Origin of the sequence: Cupriavidus yeoncheonensis (assembly GCF_905397275.1) — a bacterium.
Lineage (GTDB): Bacteria > Pseudomonadota > Gammaproteobacteria > Burkholderiales > Burkholderiaceae > Cupriavidus > Cupriavidus yeoncheonensis.
In genome coordinates this window covers 156,744-178,204 of sequence record NZ_CAJPUY010000005.1, presented here as the reverse complement: position 1 = coordinate 178,204, position 21,461 = coordinate 156,744, and the positions used below count along the sequence as shown (strand labels likewise).

General features: G+C 68.2%; 22 protein-coding genes and 1 riboswitch. Of the genes, 18 read left to right on the top strand and 4 right to left on the bottom strand.

Annotated features, from left to right (window positions below; all coding sequences use genetic code 11):
- Positions 1 to 2 precede the first annotated feature (2 nt).
- Genes ccmC through ccmI form a run of 7 tightly spaced genes read left to right on the top strand, consistent with a single transcriptional unit; the run spans position 3 to position 5,722 of the window.
- Complete coding sequence (ccmC, locus tag KHO22_RS08735) at positions 3 to 794, top strand: heme ABC transporter permease CcmC (protein ID WP_211946718.1); 792 nt, start codon at positions 3 to 5, stop codon at positions 792 to 794.
- Positions 791 to 958 carry a heme exporter protein CcmD gene (locus tag KHO22_RS08730; protein ID WP_211946717.1) on the top strand — a complete coding sequence of 56 codons (168 nt, stop codon included), beginning with the start codon at positions 791 to 793 and terminating at the stop codon, positions 956 to 958. The genes ccmC and KHO22_RS08730 overlap by 4 nt, the downstream gene beginning before the upstream one ends.
- Complete coding sequence (gene ccmE, locus KHO22_RS08725) at positions 955 to 1,434, top strand: cytochrome c maturation protein CcmE (protein WP_211946716.1); 480 nt, start codon at positions 955 to 957, stop codon at positions 1,432 to 1,434. Before KHO22_RS08730 ends, ccmE begins: the two co-directional genes overlap by 4 nt.
- The gene (locus KHO22_RS08720) at positions 1,431 to 3,452 is read left to right on the top strand and encodes a heme lyase CcmF/NrfE family subunit (RefSeq protein WP_211946715.1); all 2,022 of its coding nucleotides are present in this window, start codon (positions 1,431 to 1,433) and stop codon (positions 3,450 to 3,452) included. The genes ccmE and KHO22_RS08720 overlap by 4 nt, the downstream gene beginning before the upstream one ends.
- Positions 3,449 to 3,988, top strand: a complete 540-nt coding sequence (locus KHO22_RS08715) for a DsbE family thiol:disulfide interchange protein (protein WP_211946714.1) — start codon at positions 3,449 to 3,451, stop codon at positions 3,986 to 3,988. The genes KHO22_RS08720 and KHO22_RS08715 overlap by 4 nt, the downstream gene beginning before the upstream one ends.
- Complete coding sequence (locus KHO22_RS08710; protein WP_211946713.1) at positions 3,981 to 4,514, top strand: cytochrome c-type biogenesis protein; 534 nt, start codon at positions 3,981 to 3,983, stop codon at positions 4,512 to 4,514. Before KHO22_RS08715 ends, KHO22_RS08710 begins: the two co-directional genes overlap by 8 nt.
- Positions 4,511 to 5,722 (top strand): c-type cytochrome biogenesis protein CcmI, encoded by a 1,212-nt coding sequence (gene ccmI, locus KHO22_RS08705; RefSeq protein WP_211946712.1) that lies wholly within the window; start codon positions 4,511 to 4,513, stop codon positions 5,720 to 5,722. Before KHO22_RS08710 ends, ccmI begins: the two co-directional genes overlap by 4 nt.
- Before the next feature lie 62 nt (positions 5,723 to 5,784).
- On the opposite strand, the gene KHO22_RS08700 is transcribed toward ccmI, so the two are convergent.
- The gene (locus KHO22_RS08700) at positions 5,785 to 6,756 is read right to left on the bottom strand and encodes an L-threonine 3-dehydrogenase (RefSeq protein WP_211946711.1); all 972 of its coding nucleotides are present in this window, start codon (positions 6,754 to 6,756) and stop codon (positions 5,785 to 5,787) included.
- Positions 6,753 to 7,955, bottom strand: a complete 1,203-nt coding sequence (gene kbl / locus KHO22_RS08695) for a glycine C-acetyltransferase (protein WP_211946710.1) — start codon at positions 7,953 to 7,955, stop codon at positions 6,753 to 6,755. The genes KHO22_RS08700 and kbl overlap by 4 nt, the downstream gene beginning before the upstream one ends.
- Before the next feature lie 88 nt (positions 7,956 to 8,043).
- Between kbl and KHO22_RS08690 the strand changes: the two genes are divergently transcribed.
- From KHO22_RS08690 to KHO22_RS08675, 4 genes are all read left to right on the top strand, one after another.
- Positions 8,044 to 8,640 (top strand): helix-turn-helix domain-containing protein, encoded by a 597-nt coding sequence (locus KHO22_RS08690; protein ID WP_211946709.1) that lies wholly within the window; start codon positions 8,044 to 8,046, stop codon positions 8,638 to 8,640.
- Between the two features lie 230 nt (positions 8,641 to 8,870).
- A complete protein-coding gene (locus KHO22_RS08685) occupies positions 8,871 to 9,086 on the top strand; it encodes a hypothetical protein (protein ID WP_211946708.1) in 216 nt (71 codons plus the stop codon).
- A 162-nt stretch (positions 9,087 to 9,248) separates the two neighbouring features.
- On the top strand, positions 9,249 to 10,724 hold the full coding sequence (locus KHO22_RS08680; protein WP_211946854.1) for an MFS transporter: 1,476 nt from the start codon (positions 9,249 to 9,251) through the stop codon (positions 10,722 to 10,724).
- Between the two features lie 117 nt (positions 10,725 to 10,841).
- Positions 10,842 to 11,762, top strand: a complete 921-nt coding sequence (locus tag KHO22_RS08675) for a LysR family transcriptional regulator (RefSeq protein ID WP_211946707.1) — start codon at positions 10,842 to 10,844, stop codon at positions 11,760 to 11,762.
- Positions 11,763 to 11,792: 30 nt separating this feature from the next.
- Here the strand turns inward: KHO22_RS08675 and KHO22_RS08670 are convergent, their stop codons facing one another.
- A complete protein-coding gene (locus KHO22_RS08670; RefSeq protein ID WP_211946706.1) occupies positions 11,793 to 12,227 on the bottom strand; it encodes a DoxX family protein in 435 nt (144 codons plus the stop codon).
- Between the two features lie 472 nt (positions 12,228 to 12,699).
- Here KHO22_RS08670 and KHO22_RS08665 point away from each other — a divergent pair, with 472 nt between their 5' ends.
- From KHO22_RS08665 to KHO22_RS08640, 6 genes are all read left to right on the top strand, one after another.
- Positions 12,700 to 13,386: a hydrolase gene (locus KHO22_RS08665; protein ID WP_211946705.1), complete on the top strand. Its 687-nt coding sequence runs from the start codon at positions 12,700 to 12,702 to the stop codon at positions 13,384 to 13,386.
- A 258-nt stretch (positions 13,387 to 13,644) separates the two neighbouring features.
- The gene (locus KHO22_RS08660; RefSeq protein ID WP_211946704.1) at positions 13,645 to 15,516 is read left to right on the top strand and encodes an amidohydrolase; all 1,872 of its coding nucleotides are present in this window, start codon (positions 13,645 to 13,647) and stop codon (positions 15,514 to 15,516) included.
- A gap of 61 nt (positions 15,517 to 15,577) precedes the next feature.
- Positions 15,578 to 15,871: a XapX domain-containing protein gene (locus KHO22_RS08655; RefSeq protein ID WP_211946703.1), complete on the top strand. Its 294-nt coding sequence runs from the start codon at positions 15,578 to 15,580 to the stop codon at positions 15,869 to 15,871.
- Between the two features lie 34 nt (positions 15,872 to 15,905).
- A complete protein-coding gene (locus KHO22_RS08650) occupies positions 15,906 to 17,027 on the top strand; it encodes a porin (protein ID WP_268914530.1) in 1,122 nt (373 codons plus the stop codon).
- 30 nt (positions 17,028 to 17,057) lie between these two features.
- On the top strand, positions 17,058 to 17,780 hold the full coding sequence (locus KHO22_RS08645) for a YoaK family protein (protein WP_211946702.1): 723 nt from the start codon (positions 17,058 to 17,060) through the stop codon (positions 17,778 to 17,780).
- Between the two features lie 30 nt (positions 17,781 to 17,810).
- Positions 17,811 to 19,004: a polysaccharide pyruvyl transferase family protein gene (locus tag KHO22_RS08640; protein ID WP_230426798.1), complete on the top strand. Its 1,194-nt coding sequence runs from the start codon at positions 17,811 to 17,813 to the stop codon at positions 19,002 to 19,004.
- A gap of 11 nt (positions 19,005 to 19,015) precedes the next feature.
- Here the strand turns inward: KHO22_RS08640 and KHO22_RS08635 are convergent, their stop codons facing one another.
- Entirely contained in the window at positions 19,016 to 19,927 is a 912-nt protein-coding gene (locus KHO22_RS08635) for an adenylate/guanylate cyclase domain-containing protein (protein WP_211946701.1), read from the bottom strand.
- A gap of 384 nt (positions 19,928 to 20,311) precedes the next feature.
- A riboswitch (guanidine-I (ykkC/yxkD leader) is annotated at positions 20,312 to 20,427 on the top strand.
- Positions 20,428 to 20,481: 54 nt separating this feature from the next.
- On the opposite strand from KHO22_RS08635, the gene KHO22_RS08630 reads away from it, so the two are divergent.
- On the top strand, positions 20,482 to 21,438 hold the full coding sequence (locus KHO22_RS08630) for a TorF family putative porin (RefSeq protein WP_211946700.1): 957 nt from the start codon (positions 20,482 to 20,484) through the stop codon (positions 21,436 to 21,438).
- The last annotated feature ends 23 nt before the right edge of the window (positions 21,439 to 21,461 follow it).

Genomic DNA, 21,461 nt, shown 5'->3' with positions numbered 1-21,461 from the left:
GCATGAGCCAACCGCTGCACTCCGCCCACGCTGCCGGCTGCCGGGGACCGGTCCGGCAGCCGGGCTGGCTGGCCTTTGCCGCGCCGGTACGCTTCTATCCGCTCGCGGGCCGGCTCGCGCCGTGGTTCTTCGCCGCCGCCGCGCTGCTGCTCGTGGCCGGCCTCTGGCTGGCCTTCGTCGCGGCGCCGACCGACGCGCAGCAGGGCGAGGTCTACCGCATCATCTTCATCCACGTGCCGGCGGCGTGGATGTCGATGTTCATCTACCTGGTCATGGCCGGCTACTGCGCGCTGGCGCTCGTGCTGCGCACGCGCCTGTCGTCGATGATGGCTTCGGCGCTGGCGCCGACCGGCGCGCTGTTCACCGCCATCGCGCTCTGGACCGGCGCGCTGTGGGGCAAGCCGACCTGGGGCACGTGGTGGGTGTGGGATGCGCGCCTGACCTCTGAACTGCTCCTGCTGTTCCTCTACCTGGGCTTTATCGCGCTGGAGGCCGCCATCGACGAGCCGCGGCGCGCCGAGCGCGCGTGCGCGGTGCTGGCGCTGGTCGGCGTGGCGAATATCCCCGTGATCTACTTTTCGGTGCAGTGGTGGAACACGCTGCACCAGGGCGCCTCGGTCAGCCTGACCGCGGCGCCGTCGATGGCCGCGACCATGCTGGCCGGCATGCTGGTGATGACGCTGGCCTGCTGGATGTACACCATCGCCGTGGCGCTGGTGCGCGTGCGCTGCATCCTGCGCGAGCGCGGCGAAGCCGGTACGCTGCCGGCCGACCTTCGGGAGACTGCACCATGAGTGGCTTCACGCTGGCTTCGCTGTCAGGCCACGCCGGCTATATCGCCGGCGCGTTCGGCATGGCCTTCGCGCTGATCGGCATCGAACTGGTGCTGCTGGGCCGGCGCAGCCGCGCCAGCGCTGCCCGGCACACGCCGCCGACGTCGCCGACCATACTGCGATGACACCGCGACGCCGCCGCCTCGGCATGCTGCTGGCCGCGCTGGCCTGCGCCGGCGTGGCGCTTGCGCTGGTGCTCAATGCCTTCCGCTCCAACCTGGTGTTCTTCTTCAGCCCGAGCCAGGTCGCCGCGCACGAGGCGCCGGCCGCGCGCAGCTTCCGCCTGGGCGGGCTGGTCGCGCCCGGCTCCATCCGCCGCGAGGGCGATGGCATGACCATCCGTTTCATCGTCACCGACAAGGCACGCGAGGTGCCCGTGGTCTATCGCGGCCTGCTGCCCGACCTGTTCCGCGAAGGCAAGGGCGTGGTCGCGCGCGGCACGCTCGACGGCAACGGCACCTTCGTCGCCAGCGAAGTGCTCGCCAAGCATGACGAGAACTACATGCCTCCGGAAGCGGCCGATGCATTGAAACAGGCGGAGCAGGTCAACCGGCGCATGGCCAGCCAGCTCGCGGAAGGCGAACGGGGAACGCAGCGGTGAATCCGGAACTCGGGCACTTCGCGCTGATCGTGGCCTTGCTGGCCGCTATGGTGCAGGCCGCGCTGCCGCTGGCCGGCGCCGCGCGCGGCAACCCGGCGTGGATGTCGGTCGCCAGGCCCGCCGCGCGCGTGCAGTGCGCGCTCGTGGTGCTGGCCTACCTGTCGCTGACCATGGCCTTTGCCGGCAATGATTTCAGCGTGCGCTATGTCGCCGCCAATTCGAACAGTGACCTGCCGCTCGCCTACCGCCTGGCGGCGGTGTGGGGCGGGCATGAGGGCTCGATGCTGCTGTGGACGCTGATGCTGGCGCTCTGGTCGCTGGCGGTCTCCGTCTTCAGCCGCCGCCTGCCGCTGCCGATGGTGGCACGCGTGCTCGGCGTGATGGGCGCGATCAGCGCTGGCCTGCTGCTGTTCCTGCTGTTCGCGTCCAACCCCTTCATCCGCCTGCTGCCGCCGGCCATGGCCGGACGCGACCTGAACCCGCTGCTGCAGGACCCGGGCATGGTGTTCCATCCGCCCATGCTCTACATGGGATACGTCGGCTTTGCCGTGACCTTTGCCTTCGCCGTGGCAGCGCTGCTCGAAGGACGCCTCGACGCCGCCTGGGCGCGCTGGGCCCGGCCCTGGACGACCGTGGCATGGATGTTCCTCACGCTCGGCATCATGCTCGGCAGCGCCTGGGCCTATTACGAACTGGGCTGGGGCGGCTGGTGGTTCTGGGATCCCGTGGAGAACGCGTCCTTCATGCCCTGGCTCGCCGGCACGGCGCTGATCCACTCGCTCGCGGTGACCGAGAAGCGCGGCGCGTTTCGCGCCTGGACCGCGCTGCTCGCGATCTTCACGTTCTCGCTGAGCCTGCTGGGCACCTTCCTGGTGCGCTCCGGCGTGCTGACCTCGGTCCATGCCTTCGCGGTCGACCCGAGGCGCGGCATCTTCATCCTGGCGCTGCTCGGGCTGGTGACCGGACTGGCGCTCGCGCTGTTCGCGTGGCGCGCGCCCAGGCTCGCGCGGCGCACGGGCTTCAGCCTGGTCTCGCGCGAGTCCTTCCTGCTGGCCAATAACGTGCTGCTGGCCGTGGCCGCGGCCACCGTGCTGCTCGGCACGCTCTACCCGCTGCTGCTCGACGTGCTGGGACTCGGCAAGATCTCGGTGGGCCCGGCGTACTTCGAACAGGTGTTCGTGCCGCTGATGGCGCCTGCGGTGCTGCTGATGGGCGCCGCGCCGCTGGCGCGCTGGCGCCATGGCGAGCTGCCGGACATGGCACGCCGGCTGCGCTGGGCCGCGGTGGCCAGCGCCGTCGTCGGTGTCGGCCTGTTGCTGGTGCTGCGCAACGCTTCGGCACTGACCGGGCTTGGCCTGCTGCTCGCGGCGTGGTGCGCGGCCAGCGCGGCAGCCAGCCTCGCCGCGCGGCTGCGCAACCAGCGCGGTCGCCGCCTTGCCACGCTGCGCCAGCTGCCCGCCGGCTACTACGGCATGCTGCTGGCCCACCTGGGCGTGGGCGTGTTCATCGCCGGGGTGACGCTGGTCAGCAGCCAGGAAAGCCTGCGCGAACTGCCGATGCGGCCTGGCGAGACGGTGGCTGTCGGCGGCTACGATTTCCGCTTTGGCGGCGTGGCACCGGGCACGGGCCCCAACTACGAAGCGCTGCGAGGCGCCGTCAGCGTGACGCGCCACGGCAGCACGGTGGCCACGCTGGCGCCGGAGCGGCGCATCTACCGCAGCCAGGACATGCCGACCACCGAGGCCGCCATCGACAGCGGCATCACGCGCGATCTCTACGTTGCGCTCGGCGAATCGCTCGGGGACGGGCGCTGGGCGGTGCGCGTCCATGTCAAGCCGTTCGTCGACTGGATCTGGGGTGGATGCGTACTGATGGCGCTCGGCGGGCTGTTGGCGGCGAGCGACCGGCGCTACCGCCTGCGCCGCCAGGTCGAGAGCGCGGCCACGCCGGCCGCCGATGCCACGCAAACCCAGGCCCCCGCGCTGGCACTGGCCGGCCGGGAGGAGACCCAGGCATGACGCGTTTCCTGCTCCCGCTTGCGGTGTTCCTGGCGCTCGCGGTCGCGCTCGCCGCGGGACTGCGGCACGATCCGCGCGAGCTGCCGTCGCCGCTGGTCGGCAAGCCGGCACCGGCGTTCGTGCTGCCGGTGTTGGAGCAGGACGGGCACAAGCTCGCTGCGGCCGACCTGCGCGGCAAGGTGTGGCTGCTCAATGTCTGGGCGTCCTGGTGCACGGCCTGCCGCGCCGAGCACCCGGTGCTGGTCGATTTCGCCGCGCGCTCGCGCGTGCCGCTCTACGGCCTCAACTACAAGGACCAGGACGGCGCCGCGCGCGACTGGCTGCGGCGCATGGGCAATCCCTACACGGCTTCGCTGGTCGATACCGACGGGCGCGTGGGCATCGACTTCGGCGTGTATGGCGTGCCCGAGACCTTCGTGATCGACAAGGCCGGCGTGGTGCGCTACAAGCAGGTCGGCCCGGTGACGAAGGAAGTGCTGGAACGCAAGCTGATTCCGCTGCTGGAGTCGCTGGAGAAGGGGGATGGGCATGCGTAGCGCCGTCCTCGCCTGCTGCGCCCTGGCCTTCGCCCTTGCATTTGCCCTTGCATTTGCCCTGCACGCCGGCGCCGCCACGCCCACCGACGCCGAACTCGATGCGCGCGTCCATGCCTTGTCCGAGCAGCTGCGCTGCCTGGTCTGCCAGAACCAGACGCTGGCCGATTCCAATGCCGAGCTGGCGGTCGACCTGCGCCGGCAGGTCCGCGAACAGTTGCGCCAAGGCGCCAGCGACGACGAGGTGAAGCAATATCTCGTGCAGCGCTACGGTGACTTCGTGCTCTACAAGCCGCCGCTCAAGCCGCTGACGTGGCTGCTGTGGTTCGGCCCCGTGCTGTTGCTGATCGCGGTCGGGGCGGGCCTGTGGCGCGTCCGGTCGCGCCGCGCGGCGCCCACGCCCCCGCTCGATGACGCCGATCGCCGCAGGCTTGCGCAATTGCTCGACGAGCCGCCGCCGCGTGCGTCCGCGCCTGCCGCCGACCCTTCACCACCGCTGCCACCGCTGCCACCGCTGTCACCGCCATGACCACGTTCTGGTTCCTTGCCGCCGCGCTGATGGCCGCGGCCATGGCCGGCCTGCTGTGGCCGCTGTTGCGCCAGCCGTCGGGCGCCGTGGTGGCGGACCGCCCCGCCCCGGCATTGCGCGACGTCTATCGCGACCAGCTGCGCGAACTCGACGCCGACCTGCGCGCCGGGACGCTGAGCCCCGCGCGCCACGCGGAGGCGCGCGACGAACTCGCGCACCGCCTGCTCGACGACACCGGGCAGCCTGGCATCACGCCGCGCGAGCACCGTTCCTGCGCGCTGCTGGCCGCCGCCCTGCTGGCCTTGCTGCCCAGCGCGGCCATCCTGCTCTACCTGCATCTGGGCAATCCGGTAGCACTCTGGGGCGCCGGCGACATGCACGCGGCCGGGGACAGCCAGCACGAACTGAGCGTCGCGCAGGTCGAAGGCATGGTGAATCAGCTCGCCACGCGCCTGCGCGACAAACCCGATGATCCCGAGGGCTGGTCGATGCTCGCCCGCTCGTACACGGCGCTGCAGCGCTATGACGACGCGGCCGCCGCTTTTGGCCGGGCCGTTGCGCTCGCGCCCGCGGTCGCGGCACTGCGCTCGGACTATGCCGACGTGCTGGCAAGCGTGAACGGCGGCTCGCTCGAAGGGCCGGCGATGGAGCAGATCCGGCGCGCGCTGGCGCTCGATCCCGACGATCCCAAGGGCCTCGCACTTGCTGGCAGCGCGGCCGCGGAGCGTGGCGAGACCGGCGAAGCCATCGCATACTGGGAACGCCTGTACCGCCTGCTGCCGCCTGACTCGCAGACCGCGGCGCGGGTTGCGGCCAACCTGGCGGCCGCACGCGGCACCGGCAAGCCGCCTGCCGCCGCGAGCATCAGCGGCACGCTCGCGCTCGCGCCCGATACCGGCAGGACACCGGGACAGGATGAAACCGTCTTCCTCTACGCCCGCGCGGTTGACGGCCCGCGCATGCCGCTCGCGGTGCTGCGCCGGACCGTGCGCGACCTGCCGCTGCGATTCACGCTGGACGATTCGCAGGCACTGACGCCGGAACGCAAGCTGTCGGGCCAGCAGCAGGTCATGGTGGAGGCGCGCATCTCGGCAAGCGGCAATGCGACGCCGCAGGCGGGGGACCTGGTCGGCCAGGCCGGACCGGTACGCATCGGTGCCGAGGACGTACGCGTCGTGATCGGCGGCACGCAAGCTGCGGCGCGCTGACGGGGCGGCCGCAATCCGCTGGCCGGGGCGCGGAAGTGGGGTTGGCTGGCGTAGATCGCCGCCTAGGTTGACGGATGCGCCAGGCCCGCGGTCTGGCGCAGGTTCTCCAGCATGTCCCGGACCATCTCCTCCAGCCCGTACTGCGGTGCCCAGCCCCAGTCGCGCCGGGCCACCGCATCCTCGATCGAATCCGGCCAGCCCTGCGCAATCGCCTGCCGGTAGTCCGGTTCGTAGCGCACCTCGAACCCGGGCACCTGCCTGCGGATGGCCGCGGCAATGTCGGCTGGCGTGAAGCTCACGCCGGCAACGTTGTAGCTGCCGCGCTCGGTCAGCTTGTCCGCGGGCGCCTCCATCAGCTCGATGGTCGCGCGGATGGCGTCGGGCATGTACATCATCGGCAGGCGCTCGTCTTCGCGCAGGAAGCAGGTATAGGGCTCGCCCTTCACCGCCGAATGGAAGATGTCCACGGCATAGTCGGTGGTGCCACCGCCCGGCGGCGTCTTGTGCGAGATCAGCCCCGGATAGCGCAGGCTGCGCACGTCCACGCCATGGTTGTCGTGGTACCAGCGGCACCAGCCCTCGCCCGCCTGCTTGGAAATGCCATAGACGGTCGTGGGCTCCATCACGGTCTTCTGCGGCGTGTGCTCGCGCGGCGTGGTGGGGCCGAAGGCGGCGATGGAACTCGGCCAGAACACGCGCTCGATGCCGAACTGCCGCGCGTGCTCCAGCACGTTCAGCAGGCTGGTCATGTTGAGGTTCCAGGCCCACTGCGGCGCCTTCTCGCCGGTGGCCGACAAGGCCGCGGCCAGCAGGTAGATCTGCGTGATGCCATGGCGTTCGACGATCGTCGCCAGCCCGCCGCGGTCGGTGGCGTTGAGCATCTCGTGCGTCAGGTGCACATGGCGCCCGGTCGGCACCACGTCGGACGTGATGACGCTGGTCCTGCCATAGCGCTCGGCCAGTGCCAGCGCAAGCTCGGAGCCGATCTGCCCGTTGGCGCCGACGATCAGGATTTTCGGTGCCGCATCGCTCATCGGGCCAGCCCCAGTTCACGGCCGGCCTGGCCGAACGCATCGAGCGCCGCCTGCAGCGCCGCTTCGTCGTGCAGCGCACTCATCTGCACGCGGATGCGTGCCTGGCCCTTCGGCACCACGGGATAGAAGAAGCCCACCACATACACGCCCAGCTCCAGCAGCCGCTGCGCGAGCTTCTGGGCCTTTTCGGCGTCGTAGACCATGATCGGGATGATCGGGTGCTCGCCCGGCTTCACGTCGAAGCCGAGCGTGGCCAGGCCCTTGCGGAAGAATGCGGTGTTGCGCTCCAGCCGGTCGCGCAGTTCCGTGCTGCCTTCCAGGATGTCGAGCACGGCGATCGACGCGCCCACGATGGCCGGTGCGACCGTATTCGAGAACAGGTACGGCCGCGAGCGCTGGCGCAGCAGCGCAACCACTTCCTTGCGCGCGCTGGTGAAGCCGCCGGACGCGCCGCCGAGCGCCTTGCCCAGCGTGCCGGTGATGATGTCGATCTTGCCGAACAGGCCGCGCAGTTCATGCGTGCCGCGCCCGCGCGCGCCCAGGAAACCCGTGGCATGGCATTCGTCGATGCCGAGCAGCGCGCCATGCGCGTCGCAGAGGGTGCGCATCTTGTCCAGGCGCGCAATGGTGCCGTCCATGGAAAACACGCCGTCGGTGAACACCAGCTTGTAGCGCACGCCGTCCGCCTCGGCCTGCGCGAGTTGCGCACGCAGGTCGTCCATGTCGTTGTGCTTGTAGCGGTAGCGGCGAGCCTTGCTCAGGCGGATGCCGTCGATGATGGAGGCGTGGTTGAGTTCGTCGCTGATGATGGCGTCTTCCGCGCCCAGCAGGGTTTCGAACAGTCCGCCGTTGGCATCGAACGCCGAGCCGTAGAGGATGGTGTCCTCGGTGCCGAGGAAACCGGCCAGCCTGGCTTCCAGCGTCTTGTGCAGGTCCTGCGTGCCGCAGATGAAGCGCACCGAACTCAGGCCGAAGCCATGCGTGCGCAGCGCCTCGTGCGCGGCCTCGATCACGCGCGGATGGGAGGACAGGCCAAGGTAGTTGTTGGCGCACAGGTTGATGACCTCGCGGCCATCGGTGGTGCGCACGCGCGCGCCCTGCGGCGTGGCAATGACGCGCTCTTCCTTGTACAGCCCCGCCTGGCGGATGGCGTCAAGCTCTGCACGCACGGATGCGTAGAATGCCTCGGCACTCGACATGGTTTGGCTCCCGATGCTAGGATCTGATCGATAAATCGAACACATTCGTTAAAAAGAACGTTTTGTGCAATATAACGAACCAACCGCCATGACGCAACCCCCCATCCAGAAGCCGCAGGCCGATGGGCCACCCGCCGTCGGCGCCGCGCTGCAGGCGCTGCGCCAGGAGCAGCAGCTTTCGCTCGACGACCTGTCGCGCCGGGCCGGCGTATCCAAGTCGATGCTGTCGCAGATCGAGCGCAACCTGACCAACCCGACCGTGGCGGTGCTCTGGCGCCTGGCGAATGCATTGGGCATCAACCTTGCCGATCTCCTGTCCGCCGATGCGGGAGGCCGCCCGGCGGGCGGCATCGCGCTGGTGCAACCGCACGCCATCCCCTCGCTCAAGAGCCCCGACGGCCACTGCGAGCTGAAGATCCTCGGCCCGATCGAACTGGCCGGGCGTTTCGAATGGTATGAACTGACGATCCAGGCCGGCGGCGTGCTGGCCTCCGAGGCGCACGAAACCGGCACGCAGGAACACCTTTCGGTGCTCAGTGGCGCCATGTCGGTGCAGGCCGGTGCGGACGAAAAGAAATTGCGGCATGGTGAAACGGCGCGCTATGCGGCGGACGTGCCACACACGATCCGCAATAGCGGCAAGGCGACGGCAACGGCCTTATTGGTTGTAGTGCACCCGGCTTAACTGCGGCAAGCACGGAACGTTGATCCTCTGCGGAACCCGGCCGTTGCTCCGGCGTCAAACGCCTTAGTCCTCGGAAACGCATTGACGCGCTGCAGCATGGCGCCGCCGTATCGCGCCGCATTGGTGCGTGACGCAGGCATGTGTCTTGCGTAATTTCTTGGCTTCGAACGCGCGGCATCCGTTCCGCGCCAGTCCCAGCAAAGCGACCCCCTTCATTCAAGGAGACGAACGTGCTGAGCCCGCATGAACTCGCTACGCTGCTGCTGATCAGCGGCGGCCCCGAATCCCTCGATACCACCGACTCCCGGCAGATCGATCCTGTCGACCTCCACGCGCTCGTCGACAAGGAACTCGTCCGGCTCGAGATCCTGAACGGCCAGCGGCAAAGCCCGCGCCTGACGAGCGACGGCCATTCGATGCTGCGCGCCATGGGCTGTAGCCGCTGAGCCACTCGCCCATCAGTCCGCGAACCGGCGCCCGAAGCGACGCCGGCCCCATGAGCCCGGCCGCGCCGGCTCACATCACCGAACGCCTATACTGACCCGCATCGGCGCACGCACGGGTGCGTGCGGGCCCGGCTTCGGATTCCCACATCTCGACACTTCGACATTTCGACGCGAGGCGATCCCCACTCTTCCGCGAGCGGCGCGCAGAGCGATATCCCCGCGCGCCTCGACCGCCTGCCCTGGTCGCGCTGGCACTGGCGCGTCGTGCTGGCGCTGGGCATCGCGTGGGTGCTCGATGGCCTTGAGGTCACGCTGGTCGGGTCGGTCGGTGCCGTGCTCGAACGGCGCGACACGCTGGCACTGAGCGCGACCGAAGTTGGCTGGACGGGCTCGCTCTATATCGGCGGCGCCGTGCTCGGCGCGCTGGTCTTCGGCCGCATGGCAGACCGCCTGGGCCGCAAGCGGCTGTTCCTGGCCACGCTGCTCGTCTATATGGTGGCGACGCTGGCCACGGCGTTCTCATCGGACTTCGCCATGTTCGCGCTGTGCCGGTTCTGCACGGGCCTTGGCATCGGCGGTGAATATGCGGCCATCAACTCCGCCATCGACGAACTGATTCCCGCGCGCGTGCGCGGCCGCGTCAACCTGGCCATCAACGGCAGCTTCTGGCTGGGCGCAGCGCTCGGTGCCGGGCTAAGCCTGGTGCTGCTTGACCCGCGCGTGCTGGGGCCGGTGTGGGGCTGGCGCGCGTGCTTCGCGCTGGGCGCCGTGCTGGCCGTCGCCATCATGCTGGTGCGCCGGCACGTGCCAGAAAGCCCGCGCTGGCTGGCCACGCATGGCCGGCCGGCCGAGGCGGAGCAGGCAATCGCCGGGATCGAGGCGCAGGTGTACCCGACGCGACAGGTCCGCCCGCTTGCGCCAACCGTCCATCCGGGCCCTGCCACCCACGCGTCGGCGTCTCCCTCCGTGCGCGACGTGCTTTATCTGCTGGCGCGCCGCTATCGGCAGCGCAGCCTGATCACGCTTGCACTGATGCTGGCGCAGGCGTTCTTCTACAACGCCATCTTCTTCACCTATGCGCTCGTGCTCACGCGCTTTTATGGCGTGCCGGACGGCCGCGTGGCGCTCTACATCTTTCCGTTCGCGCTCGGCAACGCGGCCGGGCCGCTGGTGCTGGGGCCGCTCTTCGACGAGGTCGGCCGGCGCCGCATGATCGCGATCACCTACGTTCTGTCAGGCATCGGCCTGGCGGCCACGGGATGGGCCTTCACGCAAGGCTGGCTCGATGCCACCGGCCTGGCCCTGTGCTGGTCCGGGGTGTTCTTCCTGGCCTCGGCGGCGGCCAGCTCCGCGTACCTGACGGCCAGTGAAGTCTTTCCGCTGGAGATGCGTGCGCTGGCCATCTCGATCTTCTATGCGCTGGGGACCGGCATGGGCGGCTTCATCGCGCCGGTGCTGCTGGGTGCGCTGATCGAGCGCGGCAGCCGCGACGCGGTAGCGGCGGGCTACGGCCTCGGGGCCGCGCTGGTCATCATTGCCGGGCTGCTGGCCTTGCGCTACGGGGTCGATGCGGAACGGCGGCCGCTCGAAGACGTGGCACGACCGCTGGGAGGTGACTGGAGGAACAAAGCGGAGTAACACGCGCAGGATGCCTTGTCTCCAATGCCTTGCGAATCTCAAAAGATCGGCTCCGTTTTCTTCGCGAGTTAATATAAGAAAACACCTCTTTGTACAAAACGGTCAACAAATCTACAGATGAAAATCACGCTGGATGCGCTTCAGGTTGTCGAGTCCATTGCGCGCTGCGGCACCTTCGGACTTGCCGGCAAGGAACTGCATAAGGCCCCCTCTTCGCTGAGCTATGTCGTGCAGAAGCTGGAAAGCGACCTGGGCGTCACGGTGTTCGACCGCAGTGCGCACCGCGTCAGCCTGACCACCGCCGGCGAAGTCCTGCTCGACGAAGGCCGCCGCCTGCTGCGCGCCGCGAATGACCTGGAAGAGCGCGTCAGGCGAGCGGAAGCCGGCTGGGAGTCCGAACTCAGGATCGCCACGGATGCGCTGGTTCCGTTCGATGCAGTGCTGCCGTTCATCTCGGCATTCCAGGCGGAGAACAGCTATACCCGCTTGCTGTTTTCGCAGGAGATGCTCGGCAATAACTGGAAGGCGCTGGCATCGAACAGCGTAGACCTGCTGATTGGCGCCGTCGGGGATCCGCCCGCGGTCCAGGGCCTGTTTTCCGTGCCGGCCGGAAGCGTGCGGACTGTCTTCGTGGTCGCACCCGGGCACCCGCTGGCGGCAGCCGAAGAGCCGATCGACTGCGCCGTGCTGTGGCAGCACCAGTTCGTGGAAGTCAGCCTGCCGCAGGAAGGCGCCAGCGAGATGGTCCAGCCGCTCGTGGACGGGCAGAAGCACATCAGTGTGCCGACCCTCGATGCCAAGCTGTCGGTCCTGCTTTCCGGGCTGGCGTGCGGCTACCTGCCGGCCTGCGCGGCGCAACCGTACCTTGACAAGGGGCAACTCGTGGCCCGGCGGCTGGGCGAGGAACGCTCGCCGCTGACGCTGCATATCGCGTGGCGCAGCAAGGACCCCGGCCGGGCCATCGGCTGGTGGATCGAGCGCAAGGACACGCTGGCCGAGACGCTGCGGCAGCACCTCGGGCTGCAGGCCCCGGCCTGACGGCCGCGCCTGCTTCCGACCGCGGTCCTCTCAGGACCGGTCGCGCAGATCGTGCCAGGCCACCAGCAGGAACCCGCCCACTAGTCCCAGGTGTTCGAAGAACGCGTTCTCCATCATGAAGCGCGCCTCACCGGAGACATCCCAGAAGCGATTGGCCAGGAACGTGGCCATCAGCGTGAAGCCGGCCAGGCCCAGCGCGCCGAGCCAGCGGTAGAAGCCCGTCAGGATCATGACCGAAGCGCCCAGTTCCAGCGCGATGGTCGCCGCCGCCAGTGGCCCGGCCGGTGCCAGGCCGAAATGCTGCATCTCCGCGATGGCGGCCGGGAAATCCAGCGCCTTGTCCAGCCCGCCCTGCAGATAGGCGGCGCACAGTCCCAGCAACGCCACCCAGCGCACGGCCGGAGTGGCGAAGCGGGATATCCGGGCTTGCGTCCCGGGCGAGGTGACACGGCCGTGCTCGATCATCGAAGACCCTCCCTGTTCGCGTAGCGCTTTTGCCGGCGGCCGACCACGACGCCCGGCGAAGCGATGCCATATTAATTCATCAGAGATTGAACAAAAAACTTAACACGCGATTTTATTTCTTTCATCACTGCTGCCCTACCCGCATCACCGTGATGCATCCAAGAATGCTAGGGATGAATCGCGGTCCTTCCATTCGATGATCCATCCACTTCTTCGAATAGTCTGTTCGAAACTATCCGTTATGCCAGCGACGAGTGCCTCGATATACTTTCGCCACACGACGCGGACGGTCCGGCCAATGCCACCGTCCATCCCGGGTGCCATCGCACCACCGTCGAACGGATTTCGTTGCTGGCGAGCGGCCTCGCGAAGGCTGCCGTCGGTGCGCAGGTGATGCATCCCCCCGCCATGCCCGCGCAGGCCCACGTGCCGAACCGGAGACATGGCTGTCTTTTCGTTCCTGGAGAAAACCGTGAGCAATCCGAAGCTTGAAGTCCTGACCCCGCAAAACTGCCAGTTGATCTTCATTGACCAGCAGCCGCAGATGGCATTCGGCGTGCAGTCGATGGACCGGCAAGCCCTGAAGAACAATGTAGTCGGGCTGGCGAAGGCCGCGAAGATCTTCAACATTCCGACCACGATCACCACCGTGGAAAGCGAGAGTTTCTCCGGCTTCACGTATCCCGAACTGCTCGATGTGTTTCCCGACCACAAGCTGCTGGAACGCACCTCGATGAACTCGTGGGACGACCAGAAGGTGCGTGACGCGCTGGCGGCGGCGGGCCGCAAGAAAGTCGTGGTTTCAGGCCTGTGGACGGAAGTCTGCAACAACACCTTCGCGCTCAGCGCGATGAACGAAGGCAACTACGAGATCTACATGGTCGCCGATGCCTCCGGTGGCACATCGAAGGAAGCGCACGATTACTCCATGCAGCGCATGATCCAGGCCGGCGTCGTGCCCGTTACCTGGCAGCAGGTCCTGCTCGAGTGGCAGCGCGACTGGGCGCGCCGCGACACCTATGACGCCGTGATGGCACTGGTCAAGGAACATTCGGGTGCCTATGGTATGGGTGTGGACTATGCCTACACCATGGTGCACAAGGCGCCGCAACGCACGGCGCAGAAGCACGAGGCCATTCCTGCCGTTCCGGCGCGCTGACCCCTTCCCGGGCTGAATGCGGGCGCGGCGGGAGGGACTGCCGCGCTTGCGCCGAAAGCCACCGCCCCGTCCCCGGACGCCCACGCGGCCGGGCGCATGACGCGACCGCCCGGTTCGCCTTGCCCCGGCCGTTCTCCACCAGACAGAATGCCTCGCGAGAACGATAATACGGACCGCACCGCACCGCCCATGACCCGCCGCCAGTTCATTGCCGGAGCCGCAGCGCTCGGCGCGGCGGCTGCCTCCAGGAGTTTCGCCATGAATGCTTCGACCGCCCCGGACCTGATTCTCGTCAATGGCAAGTTCACCACGCTGGACCGGGCCAATCCGCAAGCCGAAGCCGTCGCCATCCGCGATGGCCGCTTTGCCGCCGTCGGCACGAAGCAGGAGATCATGCAGACCGCCGCCGGCGACACGCGCGTGATCGACCTCGGCGGACGCCGCGTGATCCCCGGGCTGATCGACAGCCACATGCACATCATCCGCGGCGGCCTGAACTACAACATGGAGCTGCGCTGGGACGGCGTACGCTCGCTCGCCGACGCCATGCGCATGCTGCGCGACCAGGTGGCGCGCACACCCGCTCCGCAGTGGGTGCGCGTGGTCGGCGGCTTCACCGAGCACCAGTTCGCCGAGAAGCGCCTGCCGACCATCGATGAACTGAACGCGGCGGCACCGGACACACCCGTGTTCATCCTGCACCTGTATGACCGCGCCATCCTGAACGGCGCGGCGCTGCGCGCCGTGGGCTATACCAAGGACACACCCAACCCGCCGGGCGGCGAGATCGTGCACGACAAGGCTGGCAATCCCACCGGCCTGCTGCTGGCCAAGCCGAACGCGACGATCTTGTACGCCACGCTGGCCAAGGGTCCCAAGCTTCCGCCCGAGTACCAGAAGAACTCCACGCGCCATTTCATGCGCGAGGTGAACCGCCTGGGCGTGACCGGCGTGATCGATGCCGGCGGCGGCTACCAGAACTACCCCGAGGACTACAGCATCATCGAAGAGCTGCACAAGGAGGGGCAGCTCACGGTGCGGCTCGCGTACAACCTGTTCACGCAGAAGCCCAAGGAAGAGCTGAGCGACTTCAAGACCTGGACGTCGACCGTCAAGCCAGGCCAGGGCGACGACCTCTATCGCCACAATGGCGCCGGCGAAATGCTGGTCTACACGGCGGCCGACTTCGAGGACTTCCGTGTCGAGCGCCCCGACATGGCGCCGTCGATGGAAGCCGATCTGGAGCCGGTTATCCGCCTGCTGGCGGAGAAGCGCTGGCCGTGGCGGCTGCATGCCACCTACGACCAGACCATCTCCCGTGCGCTGGATGTCTATGAGAAGGTAGCCAAAGACATTCCGTTCAACGGCCTGAACTGGTTCTTCGACCACGCCGAGACGATTTCCGACCGCAATATCGACCGCATCGCCGCGCTCGGTGGCGGCATCGCGGTGCAGCACCGTATGGCATACCAGGGCGAGTACTTTGTCGAGCGCTATGGCGCACGCGCTGCCGAAGCCACGCCGCCGGTCAAGAAGATGCTGGAAAGAGGCGTGAAGGTCGGCGCCGGCACCGACGCCACACGCGTGGCCTCCTACAACCCGTGGGTGTCGCTGTACTGGCTCACCACCGGCAAGACCGTGGGTGGCATGTCGATGTATCCGCAGGCCAACCTGCTCGACCGGGAAACCGCGCTGCGGCTCTGGACTGAAGCCAACACGTGGTTCTCGAACGAGGAGGGCAAGAAGGGGCAGCTCGCCGTGGGCCAGCTTGCGGATCTCGCGGTTCTTTCCCAGGATTACTTCACGGTGCCCGGCGACGATATCCAGGACATCACTTCCGTGATGACCGTGCTGGGCGGCAAGGTGGTCCATGGCGACGGCGACTTCGGCAAGCATGCGCCGGACCTGCCGCCGCCCATGCCGGACTGGTCGCCGGTGCGGCATGTGGGCGGCTACCAGCCTCGCCCGACGGCACAGGCACGCGCGCTGGCGCTGAGCACCGCATGCGGCTGCGACAGCGCCTGCGGCGTGCATGGCCACGCGCATGCCAGGGCCTGGACATCCGATATGCCGGTCTCGGACGAAGGCACATTCTGGGGCGCGCTCGGCTGCTCGTGCTGGGCGTTCTGACACGGCCAGGACATGGCCAGGACAAGGCCCTGAAGCGGTCCGCACCAACAGGAGGTCAGTGATGAAGGTCTATTTTGTCTCACTCGCGGCCGGCGTGCTCGTCGGCATCATCTATGCGTTGCTGCAGGTGCGCTCCCCGGCGCCGCCGGCGATCGCGCTGATCGGCCTGCTCGGCATGCTGATCGGCGAGCAGGTCGTGCCGACGGTGAAGCGGCTGGTCGCCGGCGAACCCGTCACCGCCGCGTGGTTCCGCAGCGAATGCGTGCCCAAGATCACCGGCGCGCCGCCCAAGGCGGATGGCGCCGCCGATGCGCCCGTCACGCTTGCGGCGCGTGGCAAGGAAGGCGGGCAATGAGCCGGCTACTGTACGGTTGGTGCGGGCGGCATCGATGATTGCCCGCACCAACCGCATGGCCGCGCCCCGGTGCCTTGGCGCCGTAGCGGCAGCGCTGTGCGCCATGGCCGCGTGGCCCGCGCTGGCGGACAATGCCGTGACCGTCTATGGCCGGCTCAACGCGGCCGCGGAGTATGTGACCGTGACCACGGCCACGGACGGCACCAAGCCCGGCGGGCTGTCGCGCCTCACAAGCAACCGTTCGGTGTTCGGCCTGCGCGGCGAAGAAGAACTCGGCTACGGGCTCAAGGCGATCTGGCAGATCGAGAGCACGCTGTCGATCGACACCGGTGCCGGCCAGATCGCCGCGCGCGATACGCGGCTCGGCCTGCAGGGCCACTTCGGCACGCTGTTCATGGGCAACTGGGACACGCCCTATACCAGCTCGACCAAGGGCTACGACCCGTACTACCCGACCACGGCCGGCTATATGGCGCTGATGGGCAACGGCGCCGCGGCCACCACCGACAACGTCGAGAACACCAGTTCCTTCGACCGGCGCCAGAAGAACTCGCTGCACTACCAGACCCCGAAATGGAACGGCCTGGGCGGTGCCTTTGCGTGGGGGCTGCCGGAAGAACGGAATACCGTGCCGCGCAATCCCGCGCTGTATTCGTTCGCGGCGGGCTATGACCGCGGCCCGCTCAACCTGACCCTGGCCTACGAGATCCACCATGCCTACCAGACCGCCGGCCGCAACGACGATGCGATCAAGGCCGGCGTGTCGTACCAGTTTCCCTCCACGCGCATCAGTGCCGCTTACGAGCGCCTGCACTACCGCACCGCCACCGGCGACCTGACGCGCAACAGCTACTACGTCGCACTGGTGCAGCAGGCCGGGACCGGCAGCGTGCGTGCCGGCTTCACCTTCGCATCCGACGGCGCGGGCAGCGCCACGGAAACGATCGGCTCGGTGCGCAGTGGCGCGCAGACCGGCGCGTTCCAGGTGACGGTCGGCTATGACTACCCGCTGTCCAAGCGCACCGCCGTCTATGCTTACTACAGCCGCATCAACAACCGCAGCAACGCCGCCTATGACTTTGCCATCAACAGCGTTGGCGTCCACGCGGGCGCGGACCCGCAGACCTTTGCGCTCGGCATGCGCCACAACTTCTGACGGACGCCTGGCGCCGTCGCGGAGACAGCCTTGAGCCCCGCCCAGCCGCCGGACGCGGCCGCTCCCGTAGCAGGGCCGGCGACCGGCTGCATCCTGGCCTTTATCGCGGGCTATGTGGACGTGGTCGGCTTCATCTCGCTGTTCGGCCTGTTCACGGCGCATGTGACGGGCAACTTCATCATGATCGGCGTCGATGTCGCGGGCAACGCGCCGGGCCTGCTGGCCAAGCTGCTGGCACTGCCGGCCTTCGTGCTGGCCGTCGCGGCAACCCGGCTGGCAGAGGTGCGCATCGCCAGGACCCGACGCTCCCCGGTCGCCCCGCTGCTGCTGGTGGAAGCCGTGCTGCTGGCGCTGTTCATGGCCGCCAGCCTGCACGCGGCGCCAGTCACCGACCCGTCAGCACCGGCGGCGATCGTGGCCGGCATGCTGGCCGTCATGGCCATGGGCATGCAGAACGCGCTGTCGCGGACTTCCCTGCTGGATCTGGGACCGACCACGATCATGACGGGCAACACCACGCAGATCGTCGTCGACCTCGTGGACCTTCCGGGCACATCCGGGCCCCAGCGGGACGCGATCCGGCGCCGGCTCCACAAGATGGGGCCGGCCCTGGCCGCCTTCGCGCTGGGTGCCATCCTCGGTGCGCTCGGCTATGCCAGGTTTTCGGTCTGGTGCATGCTGCTGCCCACCGTGTTGCTCGCCGCGGTCTGCGTTCCGGCCTGGCGGCGCGGCCAGGTGTCCGCGGCAGGCTGAACGGCGCCGACAGGACCTGGAGTAGACCAGGTGTCAGGCGATCGCCCTGCCATCCTCTTCGGCGCGTTCGACCGCCACAACTTCGGCGACCTGTTGCTGGCGCATGTGGTGGCACATGGCATGACCGGGCGCGCGCTGCACTATGGTGGCCTGGCGCAGCGCGACTTGTCGGGCTGCGGCGGCCACAAGGTGCAGGCGCTGGCGCGGCTGGCCGCGCGCTTGGGCGACACGCCGGTGGACATCGTCCATGTCGGCGGCGAGATCCTGACCTGCAGCGCATGGGAGGCTGCCGTGATGCTGCTCCCGGCCACCGAGGCGCCGGCCGTCGTCGCGCGGCTCGATGCCGGGCCGGCCGCACGCGCGGCCTGGGCACGCGAGCAACTCGGGCTGCGCGACCTTGCCCCATACCTGCTGCCCGATGGCCTGTTTGCCAACGTCGTGAACGTGAGCTACCACGCGGTCGGGGGGATCGACCTCGATCGGCTGGACCCTGCCATGCGCGCCGAAGTCGTGGCCAAGCTGAGGGCCGCCACGCGCGTGGGCGTGCGGGACCGGCACACCCACGCCATGCTGGAATCCGCGGGCGTCAGCTGCCATCTCGAGCCGGACCCGGTCGTGATGGTGGCCGAGCTGTTTGCGCCGCGCATCGACCGGCATGCCAGGCGCGGCGAGCCGGCCGGCGTCATGGCCGCATTTCCGCACGGCTACCTGGCCGTGCAGTGCAGCGCCGACTTCGGCGACGACGCGACGCTGGCGGCGCTTGCCCGTCAGCTCGAACAGCTGGCCCGCGAAGCAGATCTTGGCATCGTGCTGTTCCGGGCCGGCGCGGCACCCTGGCATGACGACCTGGACGTCTACCGGCGGCTGGCGACGCGCATGGGCGGTGTGCACGTAGCCATGTTCGGCTCGCTCGACCCGTGGGACATCTGCGCGCTGGTCGCCCAAAGCCGCGGCTTTGCCGGCAGCAGCTTGCATGGCGGCATCGTCGCCGGCGCGTGGGCGCTGCCGCGCATGGGCCTGCTGCGTCCGGGGCAATCGCTTGCGGCAAGCAAGCAGGCGGCCTTCGGCGACACCTGGGGCACTGCGGGCGCACCGGCGGCGGTGCCTGTCGACGCGCTTGCGTCGGGCATGGCGCAAGCCATGGCTGTCGAGCCGGCGCAGCGCCAGGCGCTGGCCCGGGAGATGGTGCAGGCCTGCCGGGCAGGCTTCGCCGCGCAATGGTGATGCGCCAGCCGTCACACGCGATCGACGCGCACGAAGAACTCCACCCCCTCCTCGGTGTCGTCCATCGCCTGGCCGAACGTGATCCAGCCGTGACTGCGCAGCATGGCGTCGTCGCGACGCAGGATGAAACTTTCTTCGCCGTCGATGGTGACATGGGTGCCGTTCGAACTCCGGTCGACCAGCACATAGCGGCCACCGCGCGTCTCCACGGTGGCCTGGAAGCGTGAGGCGCGCCGGTCCGACACCACGATCGTCATGCCGCTGTCACGACCGATGGTGACGGGCGCCGAGGCGAGATTCATCTCCACCACCGCCGCCCGGTAGCGCAGCGTGAGAAACACCGAGCAGGCGGTCCGCGGGCTTCCGGTATCGACCAGGGTCAGGTCGGTGGCCTGCTGCCAGATCGCCTCGAACAGTTCGACCGGCTGCTCGCGGCCGCGCACCTGTGTCGGGTACAGGTAGCGCGTGGTCTGGCGCAGCCACTCGGGAAGCTGCTCCACGGACTCGGCGCTGGTGATGATCTGTCCGCGCGACGCCAGCTTGCACAGCCGCGCGGCGAGGTTGACGGTATCGCCGAACACGTCGCCCGATGCATCGGACAGCACCGGCCCGTGGTGAAAGCCGATATGCATCGACATCGGAACGCCGGACACCGGCGGCAGCTGGGACACCGCGGACTGCATGTCGAGCGCGGCCTGCAGCGCGCGCCCGGCCGCAGGGAACAGCACCATGATCTCGTCGCCGATGGTCTTGACGATGCGCCCGCCGGCATCTTCGGAGCAGGACCGCATGACGCCGAGACATCGCGCGACCGCGGCCATGGCCGCCGCATTGCCGGCCACCTCGTACAGCCTGGTGCTGCCGCTGAGATCGGCGAACATCACCGACCCATGCGGCGCCTCGTTGAGCGGCTTTCGGTCCATATGCGGGTCCATATGCGCCCGGCCTGTCGTCCGTACCGGCCCGTTCTTCTCTGCGGTCACGCGATCGCGCCATGCTGGAATTCTGGCACCGCGAGCGGTGATCCTCAACACGGAATGGTAGGGCATCTGCACCAAAGACAGCATGAGATCCGCGAAATCCTTGGTCGTGAGCAGGAGCGGAGGGCGGATGATCTGAGAGAGCCTCCCGAAACCAGCGCGTTGCCGCGATGCCTCACAAGCAACGTGCAGCGGTGGCGGTACTGCACGCCGCATTGGTGCACCCTTGGCTGCGTGTTTCCTCGCTTCCCGGCGCATTCACGGCGCGGGTTCGTGGCATGCTACTTGCGTATCCATGTCCTCGGGGAGGCGACCACATGTCGCTCACCGAAGGGTAGCTAGGGTTCCGATCGTGCCGGGAGCACGATGACTGGTCCGAGAGCAACCGGCCACCGGCGCCTTGCGCGCCGGCGGCTCCACGGCGGGACAAAAGCCCGGGAGGTTCACTTCGCAGAGAGGTGGCTTCCCTGCCATTGTCCACCGATTGGAGCCACCCTATGCCGGGAATCCCCGACCACCGTCATCCCGCCCGAAGCCTTTGCGCCGGCCTGGCCCTGCTTGCCTCAGCCCACTGCGCAGGCATCGTTCATGCGCAAGACGCCGCGCCCGCGCCAGCCGCCGACACCGCCGACCCGAAAGCCGCTGCAGCCCCCTATACGTTCACTGGCCACCTCGACCTGGTATCGCGCTATGTCCTGCGCGGCGCCACCACCACCTATGGCAACGGCGCCCCGCTTGGCAATGCCGGGGCGGACGCGCCCGAGTCCTCGCGGCCAGCCCTGCAATGGGGCCTGGACCTGGCCCATGAAAGCGGCTGGAGCCTTGGTTACTGGGCATCCATGATCAACTATTCGTACCGCCAGCTCGGTCGTTCCTACAGCGATCGCAGCATCACCGATTTCCAGAGCAGCCGCTCCGTGGAGAACGACTTCTACGGCGCCTACAGCGGCAAGCTGGCGGGCGAACTCGGCTATACCGTGGGCATGACCGCCTACTACTACATCAACGGCGAACACGCCAATGCATTGGAGACCAAGGCGGGCCTCTCCTACGGTCCGGTCAGCCTCAACGCGCAAACCCTGCTCAACGACGTGGTGTGGGGCAACAAGGGCGATACGTACTGGACGCTGGTCTACACCCAGCCCCTGCCCTACGGCATGACATTCAGCGCCACCGCGGGCGCCTACACCTATCGCAAGGAAGGCAAGTATCTCGGCACCACCGACACGCTGACGGGCACTGCCTGTGGCCCGGGCGCGGCCTTCGTGGTGAACGGCTGCTTTGCGGGCAATGCGCCGGTCGGCAAGGCGTTCAGGCACCTGACGCTGGCGTTGAACGCACCCATTCCCGGCACGCCGGCAAGCGTGGGAATCCAGTGGATCCTCGGCGGCAAGAACCGCTTCGGCGTCAGCCAGAAGAACCAGTTCCTGGCATCCGCGACGATCGGGTTCTGATCCGCCGAGCCAGGGAAATCGCA

Coding starts and splice junctions, on each gene's coding strand:
- ccmC (WP_211946718.1), top strand. CDS start 3: ATGAGCCAACCGCTGCACTCCGCCCACGCTGCCGGCTGCCGGGGACCG.
- KHO22_RS08730 (WP_211946717.1), top strand. CDS start 791: ATGAGTGGCTTCACGCTGGCTTCGCTGTCAGGCCACGCCGGCTATATC.
- ccmE (WP_211946716.1), top strand. CDS start 955: ATGACACCGCGACGCCGCCGCCTCGGCATGCTGCTGGCCGCGCTGGCC.
- KHO22_RS08715 (WP_211946714.1), top strand. CDS start 3,449: ATGACGCGTTTCCTGCTCCCGCTTGCGGTGTTCCTGGCGCTCGCGGTC.
- KHO22_RS08710 (WP_211946713.1), top strand. CDS start 3,981: ATGCGTAGCGCCGTCCTCGCCTGCTGCGCCCTGGCCTTCGCCCTTGCA.
- ccmI (WP_211946712.1), top strand. CDS start 4,511: ATGACCACGTTCTGGTTCCTTGCCGCCGCGCTGATGGCCGCGGCCATG.
- KHO22_RS08700 (WP_211946711.1), bottom strand. CDS start 6,756: ATGAGCGATGCGGCACCGAAAATCCTGATCGTCGGCGCCAACGGGCAG.
- kbl (WP_211946710.1), bottom strand. CDS start 7,955: ATGTCGAGTGCCGAGGCATTCTACGCATCCGTGCGTGCAGAGCTTGAC.
- KHO22_RS08690 (WP_211946709.1), top strand. CDS start 8,044: ATGACGCAACCCCCCATCCAGAAGCCGCAGGCCGATGGGCCACCCGCC.
- KHO22_RS08675 (WP_211946707.1), top strand. CDS start 10,842: ATGAAAATCACGCTGGATGCGCTTCAGGTTGTCGAGTCCATTGCGCGC.
- KHO22_RS08670 (WP_211946706.1), bottom strand. CDS start 12,227: ATGATCGAGCACGGCCGTGTCACCTCGCCCGGGACGCAAGCCCGGATA.
- KHO22_RS08660 (WP_211946704.1), top strand. CDS start 13,645: ATGAATGCTTCGACCGCCCCGGACCTGATTCTCGTCAATGGCAAGTTC.
- KHO22_RS08655 (WP_211946703.1), top strand. CDS start 15,578: ATGAAGGTCTATTTTGTCTCACTCGCGGCCGGCGTGCTCGTCGGCATC.
- KHO22_RS08650 (WP_268914530.1), top strand. CDS start 15,906: ATGATTGCCCGCACCAACCGCATGGCCGCGCCCCGGTGCCTTGGCGCC.
- KHO22_RS08635 (WP_211946701.1), bottom strand. CDS start 19,927: ATGGACCGAAAGCCGCTCAACGAGGCGCCGCATGGGTCGGTGATGTTC.
- KHO22_RS08630 (WP_211946700.1), top strand. CDS start 20,482: ATGCCGGGAATCCCCGACCACCGTCATCCCGCCCGAAGCCTTTGCGCC.